General features: G+C 55.3%; 17 protein-coding genes. 11 read left to right on the top strand and 6 right to left on the bottom strand.

Features of this window, described 5'->3' with window-relative positions:
• Positions 1-77 precede the first annotated feature (77 nt).
• From I8J29_RS02705 to I8J29_RS02675, 7 genes are all read left to right on the top strand, one after another.
• Positions 78-719 carry a nitroreductase family protein gene (locus I8J29_RS02705; RefSeq protein ID WP_208846034.1) on the top strand — a complete coding sequence of 214 codons (642 nt, stop codon included), beginning with the start codon at positions 78-80 and terminating at the stop codon, positions 717-719.
• Between the two features lie 309 nt (positions 720-1028).
• Complete coding sequence (locus I8J29_RS02700) at positions 1029-2429, top strand: ABC transporter substrate-binding protein (RefSeq protein WP_208846032.1); 1401 nt, start codon at positions 1029-1031, stop codon at positions 2427-2429.
• Positions 2422-3303, top strand: coding sequence for a carbohydrate ABC transporter permease (locus I8J29_RS02695; protein ID WP_208846031.1), 882 nt, complete (start codon positions 2422-2424; stop codon positions 3301-3303). The genes I8J29_RS02700 and I8J29_RS02695 overlap by 8 nt, the downstream gene beginning before the upstream one ends.
• A gap of 13 nt (positions 3304-3316) precedes the next feature.
• The gene (locus tag I8J29_RS02690) at positions 3317-4195 is read left to right on the top strand and encodes a carbohydrate ABC transporter permease (protein ID WP_208846250.1); all 879 of its coding nucleotides are present in this window, start codon (positions 3317-3319) and stop codon (positions 4193-4195) included.
• Positions 4196-4216: 21 nt separating this feature from the next.
• Positions 4217-5344: an efflux RND transporter periplasmic adaptor subunit gene (locus tag I8J29_RS02685; protein ID WP_208846030.1), complete on the top strand. Its 1128-nt coding sequence runs from the start codon at positions 4217-4219 to the stop codon at positions 5342-5344.
• Positions 5345-5420: 76 nt separating this feature from the next.
• Positions 5421-6110, top strand: a complete 690-nt coding sequence (locus I8J29_RS02680) for a response regulator transcription factor (protein WP_208846029.1) — start codon at positions 5421-5423, stop codon at positions 6108-6110.
• On the top strand, positions 6107-7930 hold the full coding sequence (locus I8J29_RS02675; RefSeq protein ID WP_208846028.1) for a sensor histidine kinase: 1824 nt from the start codon (positions 6107-6109) through the stop codon (positions 7928-7930). Before I8J29_RS02680 ends, I8J29_RS02675 begins: the two co-directional genes overlap by 4 nt.
• A 486-nt stretch (positions 7931-8416) precedes the next feature.
• Here the strand turns inward: I8J29_RS02675 and I8J29_RS02670 are convergent, their stop codons facing one another.
• Positions 8417-9253 (bottom strand): metallophosphoesterase family protein, encoded by an 837-nt coding sequence (locus I8J29_RS02670; RefSeq protein ID WP_208846027.1) that lies wholly within the window; start codon positions 9251-9253, stop codon positions 8417-8419.
• A 527-nt stretch (positions 9254-9780) separates the two neighbouring features.
• On the opposite strand from I8J29_RS02670, the gene I8J29_RS02665 reads away from it, so the two are divergent.
• From I8J29_RS02665 to modB, 3 genes are all read left to right on the top strand, one after another.
• On the top strand, positions 9781-10674 hold the full coding sequence (locus I8J29_RS02665; protein ID WP_208846026.1) for a cation diffusion facilitator family transporter: 894 nt from the start codon (positions 9781-9783) through the stop codon (positions 10672-10674).
• Positions 10675-11076: 402 nt separating this feature from the next.
• Entirely contained in the window at positions 11077-11847 is a 771-nt protein-coding gene (gene modA / locus I8J29_RS02660; RefSeq protein ID WP_208846025.1) for a molybdate ABC transporter substrate-binding protein, read from the top strand.
• 35 nt (positions 11848-11882) lie between these two features.
• Positions 11883-12548: a molybdate ABC transporter permease subunit gene (gene modB / locus I8J29_RS02655; protein WP_208846024.1), complete on the top strand. Its 666-nt coding sequence runs from the start codon at positions 11883-11885 to the stop codon at positions 12546-12548.
• A gap of 121 nt (positions 12549-12669) precedes the next feature.
• Here modB and I8J29_RS02650 read toward each other — a convergent pair whose 3' ends face one another.
• Positions 12670-13401: an AAA family ATPase gene (locus tag I8J29_RS02650; protein ID WP_208846023.1), complete on the bottom strand. Its 732-nt coding sequence runs from the start codon at positions 13399-13401 to the stop codon at positions 12670-12672.
• Positions 13402-13601: 200 nt separating this feature from the next.
• Complete coding sequence (locus I8J29_RS02645; protein WP_208846022.1) at positions 13602-14834, bottom strand: serine hydrolase domain-containing protein; 1233 nt, start codon at positions 14832-14834, stop codon at positions 13602-13604.
• A 232-nt stretch (positions 14835-15066) separates the two neighbouring features.
• Here I8J29_RS02645 and I8J29_RS02640 point away from each other — a divergent pair, with 232 nt between their 5' ends.
• Entirely contained in the window at positions 15067-15519 is a 453-nt protein-coding gene (locus I8J29_RS02640; RefSeq protein ID WP_208846021.1) for a hypothetical protein, read from the top strand.
• A 71-nt stretch (positions 15520-15590) separates the two neighbouring features.
• Here I8J29_RS02640 and I8J29_RS02635 read toward each other — a convergent pair whose 3' ends face one another.
• The 3 genes from I8J29_RS02635 to I8J29_RS02625 form a co-directional block, all read right to left on the bottom strand.
• On the bottom strand, positions 15591-16370 hold the full coding sequence (locus I8J29_RS02635) for an SDR family oxidoreductase (RefSeq protein ID WP_208846020.1): 780 nt from the start codon (positions 16368-16370) through the stop codon (positions 15591-15593).
• A gap of 104 nt (positions 16371-16474) precedes the next feature.
• Positions 16475-18289, bottom strand: a complete 1815-nt coding sequence (locus tag I8J29_RS02630) for an MBL fold metallo-hydrolase (RefSeq protein ID WP_208846019.1) — start codon at positions 18287-18289, stop codon at positions 16475-16477.
• 67 nt (positions 18290-18356) lie between these two features.
• The gene (locus I8J29_RS02625) at positions 18357-19094 is read right to left on the bottom strand and encodes a class I SAM-dependent methyltransferase (protein WP_208846018.1); all 738 of its coding nucleotides are present in this window, start codon (positions 19092-19094) and stop codon (positions 18357-18359) included.
• Positions 19095-19231: the final 137 nt, after the last annotated feature.

Below are 19231 nucleotides of genomic sequence, written 5' to 3'. Positions count from 1 at the left end.
ATGATCGCAGGATTTTGCGTTCAGCAGGCTCAAAGCAACTTCGCAATGGACAATTCATCAATGGGAGGCATAACCAAATGAACGTATTAAAGGAAATAGATTTTTTTACCGTCATTCGTGAACGCCACGCGGTACGCAAATACGATCCGAACGTCAAGATTTCCCGGCAGGAACTAAGCGAGATGCTCTCGGAGGCGGTTCTCGCCCCATCGACAGCGAATGTGCAGCCATGGAGGTTTCTTGTTATTAGCGATCGGGAACTGAAGGAGAAACTGCTCCCGGTTGCGTTTAACCAAGAGCAGACGGCAACCTCTGCCGCGATGATCGTTGTTCTGGCGGATCTCGAGGCCTATAAAGAAGTTGATAAAGTTTATAGTCAAGCGGTCGAGGCTGGATATATGACGGCTGAGATTAAAAGTACGCTCGTGGCAAACCTGGGCAAGTATTATGAGAATTTAAGCCCCGATGATATTAAAAGCTCATTCTTAATTGATACCTCGCTTGCCGCTATGCAGTTTATGCTTGTTGCCAAAGCTCACGGCTACGACACGGTACCGATGGGTGGATATGACGCTCAGAAACTTAAAGAAGCGTTCGCTATTCCGGACCGGTACACTGACGTTATGCTGATTGCGGTCGGCAAGGCGCTCGAACCTGCGCACCAGACTGTGCGTCTCCCGGTGGAAGACGTTGCCTTCTGGAACGGGTTTGGCGAGTAAACGCCGGGAGTGGCTGCGCCTTTTGCGCATCATGCTATGCTTATATGCGTTGAATTAGCTTACCCCGCGAAATGATGAATCATCCGCTCGGGCGGACCGAAAATGACGGTTCCCGGGATACTCGTGCTCCGGGAACCGTCACTATCTTGGGGCGTGAAGTATGAGGGAAGAAAAGGAGCGCTCGCTACCGGCGATGATTGGGCAGCCTGCTCCAATCTTCATTTCGTCTTGATGTCCGCTTCATTCCTTCTTGATCCGTCTCGATTAAACTGGCCGTAATACCCGGTTTACCAGAGAGGATGAAGATCGTTGAAAAAAGGCAGCCTGATCATTGTATGGATCGTACTCGCGCTTCTAGCCGCCGCTTGCAGCAAGGGCGGCTCGACGCCGAATTCTTCGCCGAGCACAGGGAGCGCGGCGAATTTCCCTCAATCGGGCACGAGCGGCCCGTCAAAGAACGATTCGACCGCCGCCCCTTCGCCGATGCCCGCCCCCGATCCCGATAAAAAAAGCACCATCGTTTTCTCCATGTACAGCTACGATCCCTATTATGAGGACGCGAAAAAGGCCTACGAGAAGGCCCATCCGAACATCACCATCGATCTGAATTATGTAACGAAGGAGTTCGATCCATCCGGATTGCTGGTGGAAAAATTCAGGACGAAGACGGCGGCCGAATTCCTGAGCGGCAAAGGGGCCGATATGATTATGATGGACGATTTGCCGGCCGACAGCTTCATCGGCAAGCATCTGCTGGCCAACCTGAGCGAAATGATGGACGGCGACACCTCCTTCCAAAAGGAAAATTATTTAGAGAACATTATCGACAACATGAAAGAGAGCGACGGCAGCGTATATGCAATGCCGCTATCCTTCTATGTGTCCGCGCTGCTGGCGGATCAAAACGACCTGGAACGTTCTGGCGTGAAAATTGAGGACGGCAATTGGACCTGGGATCAATTTGCAGCGGCCGCCAAGCGGTTGCCGATGACGGGCAGATACAAATACGCGTACGCCGAGAAGCAGGAAAGCAACTTTTTGTATGCGCTGGTAACCTCGGCGTACTCCCAATTCGTAGATCGGGTCAACCGGAAAGCCTACTTCGATTCCGACCGCTTTACCGGAATGCTGAATCAAATTAAGCAATTGGAAAAGGACAAGGCCGTTACCTTCGATTTTAGCAATTACGGGCATGTCTATTTCATGCAGACGGATATTTATTCCTTCCGAGATTTTATGGACAGGGCTGCTGAGAGCAAGTTCGAAAATCCGGCGCTCTATGAGGCTCCCAAAGCCGAAGGGCAGCAGGAAGGCGGGTATTTTTCTCCGATCGCCAACATTGCTATCAATGCAAATTCCTCCGTCAAGCCGGAAGCGTGGGACTTCCTCAAATTCTTGATGTCCGGGGGAGCAGGCCATTCGAATCAGAAGCAGGACGGGAGTCTTTCCGTGTACAATACATTCCCGATATCCAAGACCGTGTTCGCGGCTCAGCAGGCTGAGTATGTGCAGGAGGGCAAAGCCGATCAGGAGGAACTCCGCATATTAACGGACTTTATTTCCAAAGCAAGCAACCGGAAATCGACGCTCCCCTACGAAATCGAGATTCTCATATGGGACGAATCGCCTGCCTTCTTCAGTGGACAGAAGTCGGCGGAGGCTGTAGCCCGCATCATTCAGAATAAAGCGACGACCTACCTCAATGAATAGGTTTAAGCTTCCCCCCTGGCTAAGAAAAGACGGAGCGGCCGCCGTCCTGTTTCTGGCGCCTAGTATGTCGGGCTTCTCGCTATTCTATATGGTCCCGTTTGCCATGGGCGTCTATTATTCGTTTACCGACAAGGTGCATGGCGGTTCGTTCGTCGGGTTCGCTAATTACAGGGAGCTGTTGTCCGGCAGCTCCTTCCGTCAAGCGGCCTTCAATTCAATGCTCTTCACCGGCATCGGCGTTCCCATTCTCATTGCGTTGTCGCTGATACTGGCGCTTATCCTCAATCGGCGGCTATGGCTGAAAAACGGGCTGCAGACCGCCTTTGTTTTGCCGTTGGTCGTCCCGGTTGCTTCCATCGTCATGATTTGGCAAATCTTCATCGATTGGAACGGCGCCTTGAACGCGCTGCTGCACAGCGTCGGACTCTCGCGAGTCGACTGGCTGAATTCGAATGGGTCCATAACTGTATTGATTGCCATCTACATCTGGAAGAATCTAGGCTATAATATGATTTTGTTTCTTGCCGGTCTCCAGTCGATTCCGCAAAGCTACTACGAAACGGCCCGGATTGAAGGGGCGGGCAGACTCCGTCAGCTGCTGGGCGTGACGATCGTTTACCTGATCCCGACGATTGTATTTGTCATTCTGATTTCAATCGTCAACTCGTTCAAGGTATTTCGGGAAACGTACATGCTTGCCGGGGATTATCCGTATGACCGCATCTATATGATGCAGCATTACATGAATAATATGTTTTTCTCGCTGGACGTTCAAAAGCTGACGGCCGCGGCTGCGCTCATGGTCGGTTTTATTGTCGTCCTGGCAACCGGCTTGTTGACGGTTGAACGGCGGTTTCAGGAAAATTTGGAGTAACCGTGGAGGACATATGCAGACAATTCGAACGCTTCCCAAAATCGCGCTGTTTGCCGCAATAGCGGCGGCCGCGGGAATCATGCTCATTCCGATTGCGCTTACGATCACCAATTCCCTCATGACCGAAAGCGAATTCGTCTTTAATTACGGACTGCTCGGCAAAATGACGGATGTCGCATCGAGGCAAGGCGAATCCTTCGTCAATTTGAAGCTGATTCCGGATTGGGTAAGCTTCGCCCAATACAGGAAGCTGTTGATTTCAACGCCAAGGTTTCTGCAGATGTTCTGGAATTCGGCGCTGCTCGTCGCGCCGATCGTCGCGGGACAGACGGCGGTGGCTTCGCTGGCGGCATATGCATTTGCCAAACTTCGATTCAAGGGACGCGAAGCGTTGTTCCTGGTCTTTCTGATGACGATGCTGATGCCCTTTCAGGTTACGCTCGTTCCCAACTATATCATCATCGATCGGCTGAAATTGTTTAATACGCCTTCAGCGATTATCTTACCGGGGATATTCGGCGCATTCGGCGTATTTATGATTCGTCAATACATGATTCATATTCCAGGCGCGTACACGGAGGCCGCCAAGATGGACGGTGCGGGGCATGCCGTCATTTTCGCCCGGGTTATTCTTCCGCTGGTCAAGCCTGGTCTGGCCGCGCTATCCGTCCTGCTGTTCGTCGATTATTGGAATATGGTCGAGCAGCCGCTCATCTTTCTCGAGGATCCGTTCAAGCAACCGCTGTCCCTTTATTTGCTCCAGATTCATCAACAAGAACCGGAGGTTGTGTTTGCCGCTTCGGTTCTGTACATGTGCCCGGCCGTGCTGCTGTTTCTGTATGCCGAGACTTACCTGATCGAAGGGATTCAGCATTCGGGAATCAAAGGGTAGCTCAATTTCGGGAGTGATGATATGATACCGTCCGTCCAAACCGACCCTTCCGCAAGCCGGAAGCGAATCATTCGATGGATTGCCGGCCTGTTGTCCGGTTTGCTTATCGTGCTTACTTTATTCAGCAATACGCTGTATTCGCTGACACTGCCCAAGGTTACGGTCGAAAGGCCAAGCGCTGGCACGTTGAATCCCGAATTTAATGGGAGCGCCGCTTTGACATTCGTTTCAGAGCTGGATTTATCGAATCCGGAGGGCGGCAAGGTCCAACAGGTGCTGGTCAAGGAAGGGGAGGAGGTGAAGAAGGGGCAGCCTCTTATCCTTTATAAGAACGACGATACGGTGGATCAGCTCGATTCGGAACGGGATACGCTGAAAAAGCTGCAGCTGCCGATCGAAAGTTTGCAGCGCGCCTATATCGAAGCCGCTAACGTTGCGGACCCGGCTGCGCAGAGCGCCGCCCGAACCGCCTTGGAAAGCGCAAAGACGGATATCGCTGCGCAGGAGAGGCGGATTCAAAGATTGGAAAGCCGGCTTGCGGAGCAGCGCGAGCTGATGGCCCCTTTCGATGGAGTTATAGAGTCCGTTCACGCGGTAGAAGGGATGCCCTCAGGCTCGGGAGAGGCGGATGTTCGAATTGCCGATTTGGGGAAGGGGCTGCAATTCGAATTGCAGGTTCCCGTCCATATGGCTTCGGCGCTGAATATCGGCAATCCTTTGGAAGTCATTGCCGAAGACAAGATCAACCGTTCCTTGCAGGGAACATTATTGGGAATCGGCGAGTTTGATTCCGAAGCCGCTCAACCCGATCAAGCGGATGCGGAGACGGTTCGACTTCACGTCGGCCTGCATGACAAAACGCTTCGGGCAGGCGATCGGGTCGAGCTCAAGCTCGAGCTGCAAGGGAACGAAGACGCATTGATCATCTCCAGCGAGGCGGTTCATAAAGACCGGGACGGAGCCTATGTATTTGTTATTGACGATAGAAAGGGACCTCTCGGAAATGCCCGTTACGCCAGAAAAGTGTCCGTCACCATTTCCGCCGTGTATGAATCGAGTACGGCGGTTGTCGACAGTCTGTCCGAAGACGAATCTGTCATTCGGGAGAGCAGCGAGCCGCTTAGCGACGGCACTCAGGTTCGCTATTAACCGGGCAGCGTTTCCATTTTGTACGTTAGTTTGTTAGGATGAACTGTAAAATAGGGTCATCAGTTAGGGGCTGCGTATGGACGCCAGGACGATTTTGGTTGTCGAGGATGAATCGATTCTGAGGGAGATCATCAAGGATTATTTTCAGAATGAAGGGTATGAGGTGCTTGAGGCCGCGGACGGCGAGCAGGCGCTGCAGCGGATGGGCAGCGGGAATGCGGATCTGATCATACTGGATATCATGCTTCCGAAGCTGGACGGATGGTCCGTATGCCGGCGTATCCGCAAATCGTCCGACGTTCCCATTATCATGCTGACCGCACGCGTGGACGAAGACGATACGCTGCTCGGCTTCGAGCTTGGCGCCGACGATTACGTCACGAAACCGTATAGTCCGGCGGTTCTGCTCGCCAGAGCGAAGCGGCTTCTCGACAGCCGTTCGCGCCGAAGCAACTCGTCCGAGAGCGGCGATACGTTAACCCGTCATGGCATCCGCATTCATTTTCCATCGCGCACGGTGGAGAACGACGGGGCCGCCGTCAGTCTCACGCATACGGAATTCGAGATCTTAAGCTGTCTGATGCGGAATCAGGGCATCGTGGTCACCAGAGAACAGATGATCAATGAAATCTGGGGCTACGAATATGCGGGCGACGACCGTACGATCAACACGCATATCCGGAATTTAAGAATAAAACTGGGCGATAAAGCGAAGCTCATCACAACCATCGTCCGAACCGGCTACAGATTCGAGAACCACTTATGAGGAGTCGTCTCGTACTGAAGCTGTTCCTGTTGACCTCCGTGCTGTGTTCGCTCATTCTCGCGTCCGTTTACGTCGGGCAAACGATATTTTTCAAAACCTATTACGTCAGCCAGAAAGTGAAGGACATCGAGAAGAGCCTCGAAGGCTACAAAGAACAATACGAAGGCGGCAGCAGTGATGCGGATGACATGCAATCGAACGGTCAGGAGTTTTACCGGGATCACAATGCCTGGTTGGTTTACCTGGACCAAGACGGAAATCTCATCCAAGCCGACGACTATTACCTTCAGATAACGGGCATTGATGTCAATAATCGGAGCATTTCCTACAAAGTACCGCTGTATCATTTGGTGAAGTCGGACGAGGAGAACGCGTTCAAGCAATTTCTAAAGGATCAACAGTCTTTTTGGATATACGGCATTGCAAAAGGCCCGACTTTGATTCCGGCGGCAATCACAACCGGGAATCGCGGCGATGGAGCTCAAGCCGCGACGTTTGCGAATCCTCTATTGAAACGAAAAATGGATGAGCATGTTTCGGGGCGGCTTCAGAAATCGCCGGAATTCAGCGGCAGCAAGGCAGAATTATATGATCCGTTCACCTATATGTATGGGAAAATCGTAAAGGCGCAAGTGTCGGACCTCGACGACGCTTCAGGCTTGATCCATGCCAATCCGTTACTTCTCGATCGGATTAACGTATTTCAGACGGATCTGCTTCTGAACGACACCGGTGCGAGCACGCGGCTTGAGACGCAAGATTACGAGCAAGCCAACGTCCATTACAAGCTGTTTGTCAAGCCTTTGCGCAAAGCGGACGGCTCTAGCGGATATTTATTTGCTATGGCCTCTCTCCAGCCGGTGAATGAAGCGGTAGAGATGGTTCAGAATTACTATGTCTATATGATTGCATTCGTTATGCTCCTCGTCCTGCTTGCTTCCTTGTACTACGCGATCGGCTTAACGAGGCCGCTGCTGCGGATCAACCGGATGACAAAGAAGCTGGCCGCCTTAGACTTTTCGGAATCGATCCCCGTCACATCGAAGGACGAAATCGGCGACTTGTCCGGAAATATAAACAAATTGTCACAGACGCTGCATTCTCATATTCGGCAGCTTCAGTCGGATATTGAGAAGGAGAGACGGCTGGAGAATACGCGCAAGGAATTTATATCCGGCGTGTCGCATGAGCTCAAGACGCCCCTTAGCGTAATGAAGAGCTGTCTCTCGATTCTGAAGGATGGCGTGGCGATAAACAAAAAGGATTACTATTTTGCGGCGATGGAAAAAGAAGTGGATAAGATGGATGCGCTCATCGTCGGGATGCTGGAGCTTGCCAAGTACGAGTCAGGTACTTATCGAATGGAGATGGAGACATTCCGCGTCGACGCCGTAATCGAAGAGGTGTGTCACCTGTTCGAGGAGGAAATCGAGGGAAAAAGGCAGAGTCTGCGACTTCAGCTGGCCGCCGTCAAGGCTGCGGGCAACCGGCTTCGCATCGAGCAGGTGGTGACCAACTTTGTTGCAAATGCCATTCGGTACACGCCTGAAGGCGAGACCATCAACGTGACCGCAGGCGAAGAAACGGGCCGGATCGCCGTCCGCGTCGAAAATACCGGTGTGCGAATTCCCGAGGAGCAGTTGGATAAAGTATGGGACCGCTTCTATCGCGGAGACGCTTCACGCGAACGATCGGAAGGAGGGTCGGGGTTGGGACTCGCGATTTCGAAAAATATTCTGGAGCTGCACGAGGCGGAATACGGGGCGGCCAATATGCCCAACGGCGTAGTCTTTTACTTTTATTTGAACAAAGTAGATTAACAAACATTGCCTTAGAGGCCTGCCAGCGCTTATCGAAGACCCATCGCTTGTTTATTGTTACGAACGGGATCACCCACACAAAACGATTGAAGCAGTCAGGCCTGTACGAATTTTTGAGGATATTTTCGATTCGCAGAGCATCGGCTTTCAAAATCCATGCAGTATCATGGGGACCGCAACGCAAGTAAATTACCGCCACACATTAAGAGAGACAGTTGTTGAAGTAACGGGAAACGTTCAATAACTAAACGGCTATCGGGGAAATTGGTAAAAGTGTGTGAATCTGGGGTAAAAATCGGAAATTCGGAGCATCTGGGGTAAAAATCGGAAATTCGGAGCACGGCACGTTAGATATATGTATAAAATACGGGTTTTGTGAAAAAGTTATAAGCTTCAGAATCAATTCGCGCCTGGCCGTAATAAAATCAAAAGAAAAAGAATCGAATGTTTCTTCGATTCTTTTTCTTTAACTCTCGATATAATCAATCACTCCGGGATCAGTCGGATCAGCCGGCTATGGTTCGTATACCCAGGCGCCGTAACATATTGGTAACGGCCTTCGCGGAATGCATCGATATGGTCCAGATGCACATGACCGCAAAATATTCCCCTGATGTCGCCGCTGTCCGGGCTTCCCAGCCAACGGCAAAACGCGCCGGTGCTATCGTCCTGATGCCGAACCTGCCACGCTTCGCGGACATCCGGATCCCAGCCGGCGGCGCCCATCATGATCGGAGCGCCCCATTTTTTTACAACATCCTTCACCAGCCCCTGAACATACAACGGAATATGCATGAACAGCAAATATGGCAGGCCGGATGAGGCCGCTTCGCTCACGGCGTCGAACTGTTCCTGCGTCACTTGATAATTGCCGTTGTCGATGGCGATCAGCTTCACGCCGTCCAGTTCCCTGACTTCGCAGCCCGGCACAGCCGACGACCATTCGCGGAACATGGGATAGGCCGCTTGGCGATCCTCGTCCGTACATGCTGCGCCGAAGTTCCAGTCATGATTGCCGAGCGTGTATAGATAAGGTGAGGGCAACCGGCTGAACGCATCGCGCAGCGTTTCCAAGTTGGCTTGCGACGGAAAATCGATAATATCGCCGGTAAACACGGTAAAATCGATCTTCCCGGCGCGTTCACCTTCGCCCTGCTCGCTTGCCCGTTCGATCAAGCGGCGGAAGTTTTCGAGCGCCGTCCCCTCGCCGGCTAGCTGAGACTTGAACGCTTCCGCCCGGGTTCTCGCAGTATCCCGAATCTCTTCCGGTTCCCGCTCGTCGTACTCCGTCAAATGGCAATCGGTTACGTGCAGGATCGTCAATTCGCGTCCGAGGCCGGGGATTCGTATCGTCGTTACGTTATCTTGCAGCATATGGTGAGATGCGTTCATGGTCCATCAGCTCCTTTTCCCTTAATAACCCGCATCGGGCGAGTTCGTAACAGGAGCTGCAGTAGGACGTTCCATATATTACAGGCATTGATGGAAGAAGTCATCCATCTTCTTAATATTGTTAATCATATCCGAACTTCATTTATTTAATACCATTAATCATTCTCGTGGAAGATCTCGTTCTTTTCCCCGATTGCTCCAAAGATTACAAATTATAAGAAAGTCCGTGCAAATCGCCTCATTCCGGGGAAGACTGCTTAATATACCGGTGAGCCGCATCAGAATTTATTTCATTAAATAACATAATGATTATTACGTCAACTAATTATAATTTGGACAGGCGCAACTTTGTTGATGTCCGCTCATTTTTGAGGTCGCCGACAACACTGTTTCTCTAGACCCACACGGTCACCGTCCTTTATCATTACGAACGAAGCACTTATCGATGGAGGTTGGGGATGGAAAGCATCTACGAAGATATGAAGAAAGGCGAAAAAGGCGCATGGGTCAGCATCGCCGCTTATCTCTGCCTTGCGGCGCTGAAGCTCACGATCGGGCTCTGGACGGGGTCGGAAGCGCTGTCGGCGGACGGACTCAACAACTCGACGGATATCGTCGCGTCGTTGGCGGTCTTGATCGGGTTGCGGATCTCGCGCAAGCCGCCGGACGCCGATCATCGCTACGGGCATTTCCGGGCGGAAACGGTATCGGCGCTTGTCGCCTCATTCATTATGTTCGCGGTCGGCATACAGGTTCTGGTTCAGGCGGCAGGCTCCTTCCGCGAACCGAACATCGCTTCGGAAGGCGGGATAGCGGCATGGACGGCGCTGTTCTCGGCCGGGGCGATTTATCTCGTCTATCTGTACAATCTCAGGCTCGCGAAGCGCATTAACAGCCAGGCGCTCATGGCCGCGGCGCAGGATAATCGCTCGGACGCGTTCGTGAGCGGCGGCGCGTTCGTCGGCATCATTGGCGCCGGCTGGGGCGTGCCTTGGCTGGACCCGCTCACGGCGGGAATCGTCGGCCTAATCATATGCCGAACCGCATGGTGCATCTTCCGCGACGCGACGCATGCGCTCACGGACGGCTTCGACGACGGCGAGCTTCAAATCATGCAGCAGACGATCCGAAGCGTACCCGGCGTCGAGAAGATCATTGATATCAAAGCGCGGGTTCATGGCAATAACAAGCTCGTCGACGTAACGATCGGCGTCGATCGCTGGCTCAACGTCGAGCAAAGCCACGGAATCACCGAACAAGTCGAGCGCCAGATGTACGAACTGCATCAGATCTCGCATGTGCATATTCACATCGAGCCTTGTGAAGCGTCGAAGGAACGACTTCAAACGTAGCTAAACGTAGCTTAGCAGTGATGAACATAATTATTATTATGTAAACTAAGTGATGTTCTCGCCCGCCCAAACATCCGCCAAGCATGCCGACGGTCCCCTCCCCGCCGTCCTGCTTGGCGGATGTTTTTCATATCTATTCACCTACTTCAAACGTAGCTAAACGTAGCTTAGCAGTGATGAACATAATTATTATTATGTAAACTAAGTGTGTTCTCGCCCGCCCAAACATCCGCCAAGCATGCCGACGGTCCCCTCCCCGCCGTCCTGCTTGGCGGATGTTTTTCATATCTATTCACCTACTGATTATGTCTAAATAGGTCTAAATCAATCTAAATGCTACTCATCCTTGAAGAGTTATGTTACGATAACTTCCATACACAAGGTATCCTGGAGGGATTCGATATGAAGAAGATGCACCTTGCGCTCGGCGCAACCTTGTTGGCGGCTGCCTTGACGCTCCCCGTTCAACCGTCGATCGCGGCATCCAAAAAAACGGAGCTGCTCGTCTCCGCGGCCGCGAGCTTGAAGGACAGCCTTGACGTCATCGAGAAGAGTTACGAGAAGAAGCACCCGGACATCGACCTCGTCTTCAACTATGGCTCGTCGGGCACGCTGCAGAAGCAGATCGAGCAAGGCGCGCCGGCGGATCTGTTCTTCTCGGCCGGCCAGAAGCAGATGGACGCGCTGGTCAAAGCGAATCTGATCTCCGACCATGCCACGCTGCTGAACAACGACCTCGTCATGGTCGTACCGTCCGACGTGAAGACGACATACACGACCGTCAAAGAGCTCACCGCTAAATCCGTCAAAAAAATCGCCGTCGGGCAGCCGGAATCCGTTCCTGCCGGGCAGTACGCGCAAGAAACGCTGAACGCGCGCGGCGTATGGAATTCGCTGCAATCGAAGCTCGTTTACGCCAAAGACGTCCGTCAAGTGCTGACGTACGTCGAAACCGGCAACGTCGACGCCGGCTTCGTGTACAAGACCGACGCGCTGACCTCGAGCAAGGTCCGCATCGCCTTGAACATTTTGCCGAGCGTGCACAGCCCGATCCTGTATCCGGCCGGCATCGTGAAGGAAACGAAGCACGCGGCCGAAGCCAAAGCCTTCTATGCGTATCTGCAATCGAGCGAGGCGGACGCCGTCTTCGCCAAATACGGCTTTAAGCTGTAATCGCCGCTATCCTACTTCCATCAAGGAGTTCAGCCATGGATTGGTCTACCTTCTGGGACCCGATCGGGTTATCCGTTCAAATCTCCGTCGTCGCCAGCGTCCTCGTGTTCGCGGCTTCGCTGTTCATCGCCTGGCCGATGGCGAGAGCCCGGTTTTTCGGCAAGAGCATGCTGGAAACGATTCTGCTCCTCCCTCTCGTGCTGCCGCCGACCGTCATCGGCTTCGTTCTGCTCGTGGTCATCGGGCGGCGCGGCTGGATCGGCAAAGCGTACGAGTCGCTCTTCGGCGGACCGATCCTGTTCACGTGGGGGGCCGCCGTCATCGCGGCGGCGGTCGTCGCGTTCCCGCTGGCTTACCGGACGATCAAGACCGGTCTGCAGGGCGTCGACGCCGATTTGGAACATGCCGCCCGGGCGATGGGCGCGAACGAATGGCAGGTATTTCGCCATATCACCGTGCCGCTCGCCGCGCGTTCGCTTGTATCGGGGTACATTCTCGGCTTCTGCCGGGGCCTCGGCGAATTCGGCGCGACGCTGATGGTCGCGGGCAACATCCCCGGCCGGACGCAGACGATCCCGACCGCGATCTACGTCGCGTCGGACGGCGGAAGCATGACAATGGCCTGGGCTTGGGCCGGCGCGATGATCGCGCTCTCGTTCCTCATGCTTCTGCTCGTCGGCCGCATGTCGAAGGGCGCCTAATATGACGGCCTAATATGACGGCCTAATATGGGCGCCCGGTAATCATCGCGATGCCGCACCGCAAATAACCCCCATGTTCAGCGGGTAACCGCCGAATATGGGGGTTTGTCGGGTTTACATGTCACTCGTCTTCGTCGGTTTCCTTATCCTCGAAGAGTTCTTTCAGCACGCGCTCGCGGTTGTCCAGAAACCTTCTCGTGAGCTGATAATGCAGCGTATCCTCGTACTTGATGTCCCCGACCGGAACCGCGTCGAAGTCGAAAATTTGCGCGCCGGGGTAACCGAGCAAGATCGGCGAGTGCGTGGCGATGATGAACTGCGCATCCGATTCGAGATCGTGGATAATCCGCAGCAGCGCCAGCTGCCTGGCCGGCGACAGCGCGGCCTCCGGCTCGTCGAGCAGATAGATCGCCCGGCCGCCGAACCGATGGTTGAACAACGACAGGAACGCCTCGCCGTGCGATTGCGCGTGCAGCGACCGGCCGCCGTAATAAGGCAGCGAATCCGGCATGGAATCGATATGACTGGCGAAATTATAAAACGTCTCCGCGCGAAGAAAGAAACCGTTCGTGATCTTCGGCATCCAAGATAGCCGCAAATGGCTGCCGAGCGCGGAAGCGGAAGCTTCGACCTCGTACGCGTTGCTTCGCCCGCCTCCGGCCGTGTTGAAGCCGCATTGGTAGGCAATCGATTCCAGGAGCGTCGACTTGCCGGAGCCGTTCTCTCCGACGAAGAACGCGACGTTCGACTTGAAGGTTAATATGGTTAATGACCGAATGACGGGAATCGAGAACGGATAGTCGCGCGGATTCATATCCTCCTTCCGCTCGAGCGAAATGCTTTTCAAATACATGCGGCCCAGCTCCTTCGTCGGCTTCGTGTCCCCTCCAACTTACCACATCCGCCGGTACGATTAAACCATGCACGGACCAAATCCGCGCGGCGACAAGCTGCAGCCTCCCGATGCACGGGCAACTTGCGCAGCTGTTTCACAAGCCGCCCGCTATCGTATCCTAGCAGCTCCCCGAGTCAACGCTGCTGCATGCATGCGCATTAGTCGTTGATGGCCTGATAGATCATCGTCCAGAAATCATACGCGATCAGGCTGTTCTTGGGCAGCTGCGCCCCGCTGCGCTGAATCAGCAGCGTCGCCATGAGCTCTTCCCGCGGATCCGCGATCCAGGTCGACCCCAGCGCGCCCGGCCAGAAAAACGAGCCTGCGCTCGGTCCGATGCCGATCTGCTTCGTCCTGACCGAGACGCCGTATCCGTATCCCTTGTTCGTCCACATCGGCGACCCGTCGTAATCGGTTTCGTCGAAGAAGGGCAGCGCGCGCTGTTCGGGCGTAAAGTGGTCGGTGATCATCGCCTCCACGGATTTGCGCGATAGCAGGCGCACCCCGTCGAGCTCCCCGAGGCCCAGCAGCATGCGTCCGAACCGCTGGTAATCGTCCGCCGTGGACAACAGGCCGGCTCCTCCGGACAGGAAGACGGGCGCGTTCGCCCATTCCGTCGATTCCGGCCGATCCAGCTCGACGAGTCCTCCTCCCGCCTTCGGCGCATAGGCGACGGACAGCCGGCTTTGTTTCTCCGGCGAAATCGTGAAACTCGTATCCTTCATCCCAAGAGGCCCGAAGATCCGTTCGCGGAAGAACGCATCCAGCGGTTGGCCGGATACCCGCGCAATCAATACGCCAAGCACTTCGTGGGCAATGTGATAGAGAAAGCGCGTGCCTGGTTGAACGACAAGCGGAAGCTCGCCCAGCCGTTTCATCCAGGCATCCGGATCGAGCTGCTCGTCGGCATCCAGTACCCCCAGCTGCTTGGCCACCGGCGCGGGCAGCAGCTTCATCACGTCGGCTTGCAGCCGATGATCCTCCCAGCCGATCCCGATGCGCGAAGTCAGCAGGTCATGGAGCGTAATCGGGCGAGACGCCGGCACGACGTCGTCGGGTTCTCCGTGCGGCTTGCGCAGCACCACGCGGTTAGCCAGTTCCGGAAGCCAGGCATCCACCGGGTCGTGCAGCCGAATCTTGCCTTCTTCGACCAACAGCAAAGCGGCTGCGGCCGTGATCGGCTTGGTCATCGACATGATGCGGAAGAGCGTATCCCGCCGAACGGGAAGGCGTGCCTCTTGGTCCTGCCAGCCGATCGCCTCGGCATAGGCTTCCTCGCCTTTGCGATGAACCATCGCGACCGCCCCGACAAGCTCGCCGCGATCCACATAATCCTGCAGGGTGCTGCTTAGACGGCGAAGCCGCGCAGCGGAAAAGCCTGCTTTTTGCATCGTGCTTCCTCCTTGGATCTGCTTTCGATTTTCAAACGCACAGGTCGCTTTTACAGCATTGTCCTTAACGGAACGGTTATGTATGGCGTCGATAAACCATCACAACTACATAAACGCCGATGTGCCGGCGAAAGTTGCGGAAGAACAGGCCGCCCGGTAAGCGCTTGTCCCTTGCTTCGGGACAACCCGGCGCATAGGTTGTAGTATTTCATAACCTTAAGGATGTGATCGATTGCCGGCTATTTTGCTTGATTATAAGGTCAGTCAGCCCAGCAACGGAATGCCAGGCGGCGTGCTCCCCGGCGACATCCCCTTGCCGCTTCTTACCTCCGACCCGGACGTTGAGATCCTCTTGGCGGACATCGGGCTATTTCTAAGCAGCGGCGCGCCGAATCGCGTGGAATTAAGCATGACCTTAGGCCTGGCGCATCCCTCCAACGATGTATTGGCGATTCGAATCGCATTTATACGGGATGGCGACGTCATCTGGGTCGGAACGCATGATTTGGAAGGCGTGGGCGACTTTGAAACGGAAGAATTGCATCTGATCACCACGGAAGGCGCGGATTTCGATGTATCGGAAGGCTTCCACGTCTATGAATGCCGGCTGTCGTACGCCGGAACGGGCGTTATAGAAATCACGGGGCCAATCACGTTCAGCGGAGCGGCTTATGCGATGACGTAACGGCCATAGCGACAAAAAAAGCGCCAGCTAGGCGCTTTTTTAGTACATCCTTGCTTGCGGCAGACGACCGATTACTTCGACTCCGTCAGCATATGGTCCACGGACTTGCTGAGCTGGCCGAGGATGAAATTCGGCGCGATGCGGTTCATAAGCTTGAGGGCGTTGCTTTGCCCCGGCCGAATTTCGAATTGGTTCCGCTCCATGCCCCGTATCGCGAACCGGACCATTTTGGACACGTCCATCGGCTTCGAGCCGGCCAGCTCCGCCGAGTCGAACGAATGCACCAGCGGCGTCTCCGTCAACGGAGGCGCGAGCTCGAACACGCGCACGTTCGTCGTTTTGAGCTGCGCCCGCAGCGACTGGGTATACGAATGAAGCCCCGCCTTCGCCGCGCAATAGACCGGAGAGATCGGCAGCGGGACGAACGCAAGTCCCGACGAGACGTTCAGGATCGCGGCCGACGCTTGCGTTTTCAGCTGCGGGAGAAATTGGGCGACCATTCGAATCGGACCGCTCAAATTCGTTACGATCTCGCGATTGAGGTCCTCCGGATCCATGTCGGGATCATGGAGATTCAGCCTGCGCATGAAGCCCGCGTTGTTAATCAGCACGTTCAGGCTCGGGAATTGCTTCACTGTCGTTTCGAACAAGGCCGCCATCGCTTGCGGATCCCCCGCGTCGCTTGGAAACGTATGTACCGCCGGCAGCCGCTGCTTTGCCGCTTCCAGCTTCGCTTGATCCCGCCCCGTAATCAGCACGGTATTCCCGAGCTCGAGCAGCTGAACCGCCAATTCAAGGCCGATGCCGGACGTGCCGCCCGTAATGAGAACCGTATTTCCGTTTATGTTCATACGATTCGCCTATCCTTCCGATTTAAGGTACGCTTCGGTAATCATTGTATGGCGGAACGGGACGCAATTATGCCGCGGAGCCGCCGACCGGATGTTAAGCTTTCTTACAGCGAATGAGCGGTCACCGTGACGAGCGCTTCGGCTTGCTGTCCCAGCCTGCGGGTACCGACCGTAATGTCGGCGGCGATCCGCGCCCGTTTCACGCGTTGTCCGGATGGCGCGGTTATTCGAAACCGTACCTGCTCGACGGCCTGCGGATCGATGTCCAGCCGCCGGTCGTTTGCTTCGATGTCCCAGCCTTGCGGTGCCGCCAACGTGACCGTTACCGTCTCCCGGGAAGCCAGCGGATTCAAGACCTCGACCGTGATCTCGGCCGCTTCTCCGTCCCGAAGCTCCAGCTGATACGGCTTGATCCAGGCACAGAACCCCTCCGCCCCCATATCGATCTCGTCGACCGGCAGCAGAAGCTCGTGAAGCGCCTTCAACTGCTCGCCGTCGCGGGCAAGCCGGTCCAAGTACTCGGCCGTGACCGAAAGCGGATCCCAATGTCCGGATAGAATCAGGTCGGGATTCAGCCTGCGGTACAGCTCGGCGCTCAGCGTATAATCCTGCGAACGAAACTTGTTTTTATACACATAATTATTGAGCTTGCCGTCCGTGCCCTGCTGATCGCCGATGGCGACGACCTTCTTCCCGTCGACCTCGAACGCGATCGCCGCCGCGTACAGCGTATGGCCGGGCTGTTCATACAGCTGAAGCTCGTATTCCTCCCAGCGAATCGGCTGTTCCAGCGGCAGACGGCGGTCTACCGGGATGGGATCGTACCAGATGCACGGCACGTCGTAGCGCGACGGATGTTCGAGCAGATCGGCAAAATTGTCGGCGACCCACGTCTTGGCGCCTTCCGCGTCCCGTAACAGATTCAGGCCGGCAACATGATCGTCATGGTAATGCGTCGGAATGACGACGTCGATCCCCGTCAGCTTATAACGACGCTTCAACTGGTCGATCTGCCGCAAACCCGGACGGCGCGAGGAGCGGTCGGCGCCCGCGTAAAAGGTTTGATGAATGTTCGGATAGCCGAAGTCGATCAGCAGGGCTTTGCCGCTCTTGGACAGCAGCGCATAGGAATTGGCGAAGGATCGGGGGTTCCAGATCAGATGCGGCGTGATTTCCACGAAAGCGGGATTCAACACTTCCTCCAAGCCCGATTGCTGCCCGCGCAGCTCCAATAGACGCTTCATGCGCTCCGCGAGAAGTTCAAGGGCCGACGCGGGCTCTCGCATGACCTCTCCATGGGACGGCAGAAGCAGGTGAAGCTGCATGCCGAGCAAATCCGTCGCGGACAAAACGGTGCTCAACACGCCTTCGCAACCGTTATAGGACCACTGCGTCGCCGACATCGACCATACCTTGCCGGGCGCGGCGATCAAGTCGCCCGTGAACGCCGCTTGCTGGCCATCCACTTCGGTTAGGATCGAAATCGAGCCGATGGTATGACCGGGCGTCGGGAATATGGAATAGGTTCGTCCGCCAAACGTATGGCGCGCATAATCTTTCAGCGTGCCCGTAATCGCGACCGGCTCCAAGAGGGAGAATTTATCCTGGCGGACATCGTAATTATTATAGATTTCGCGTCCGAGCCAGTGGAGATCGACATGCGTAAATAAATCCTGCTCATGATGCGGTACCCAGATGCGCGCTCCCGCGGCGACGGCCTTCTCCAGTCCTTGGACCTGATCCCGGTGATGATGGGTCACCAAAACATCCGTCACCCGCTCTACGCCGATCGAACGGAGCTCCTCCAGCACGGCTCCGGATCCGAAATCGATCAGAACCGCCTCGCGATCATTTCGAATCGCGTACACCTTGCAGGTGTCCTCGTAAAGATATAGCTGCTTGCTGATTCTTTCCAGCATGTCATCGGCTCCTTCTCGAATGAGTTGGTTTTGATGCTAGTCACGCTTGAAACGCTGCGGAACATGATCACGGAGACTCCGGGCGTCGGGCGATGAAGACGAATTCCAGTCCGGGCCGATCCGGCGCGTCCCGAATGTCTTCGACGCTCAGGCCGGCAGCCGATAGGGCCTCCATGATGTCGCGCTTGCTTCGGAACCTCAAGGTCGAGTCCGACGTCAGCACCTTGCCGTCGCCGCGAAAGACGAAGGTATGCCGAAACGAGACCAAGGGCAGCCGCACATCCAGCAGATCGGTCCAAGACGCCACGCGCCCGCCGGAAGGCGAATCAATCTCCTGATAGGTCAGCGTCCGATCCCAGTTCCGCCAGGCTTGCTTGGCAGGATCGCGAACCTCAAATACCAGCCTTCCGCCGGGCCGCAGCGCCGATCGGCAGGCATGAAGCACGGAAGACCACGCTTCGTCCGCGAGGAAGACTTGGGCGACGTTGCCGGTCATCGTAATGAGATCGACTTGCAGGCCGACCAGCGCGTCTGCCGTTCCATGGATCCAGTTCACCCGCTCCGCGCTCGTCTTGCGGCGGGCAACGGCAAGCGAAGCGAGCGCCGGATCGACGCCGATGACTTCCTTTCCCAAGGAAGCCAGGCGACAGGCAAGGTTGCCGGTCCCGCACCCCAGATCAACGATCGTTCGGGCGCCGAACTCGTCCGCCATCGCGACATAAGGATCAAGATCCGGCCGGTCGGGCGAATCGAAGAGATCGTATACGTCCGCGAGCCGCGGATCTTCGAAGAGTGGATCAGCCATGTCAAGGCCTCCTTTCATTCGATCGTTCGCCGACCGCTATCGTCAAGAATCGGCGTGTCCGATTGATCAAGCAATGCGAATATTACCGCGCTTGGAAAACGCTGCCATCATCTCGCCTTCATCGTACCATACCGCAC

The sequence above is a fragment of the Paenibacillus artemisiicola genome (genome assembly GCF_017652985.1).
GTDB lineage: Bacteria > Bacillota > Bacilli > Paenibacillales > Paenibacillaceae > Paenibacillus_Z > Paenibacillus_Z artemisiicola.
Note: the sequence above shows the minus strand (reverse complement) of the source record. Positions and strands in the feature narration are given on the sequence as shown.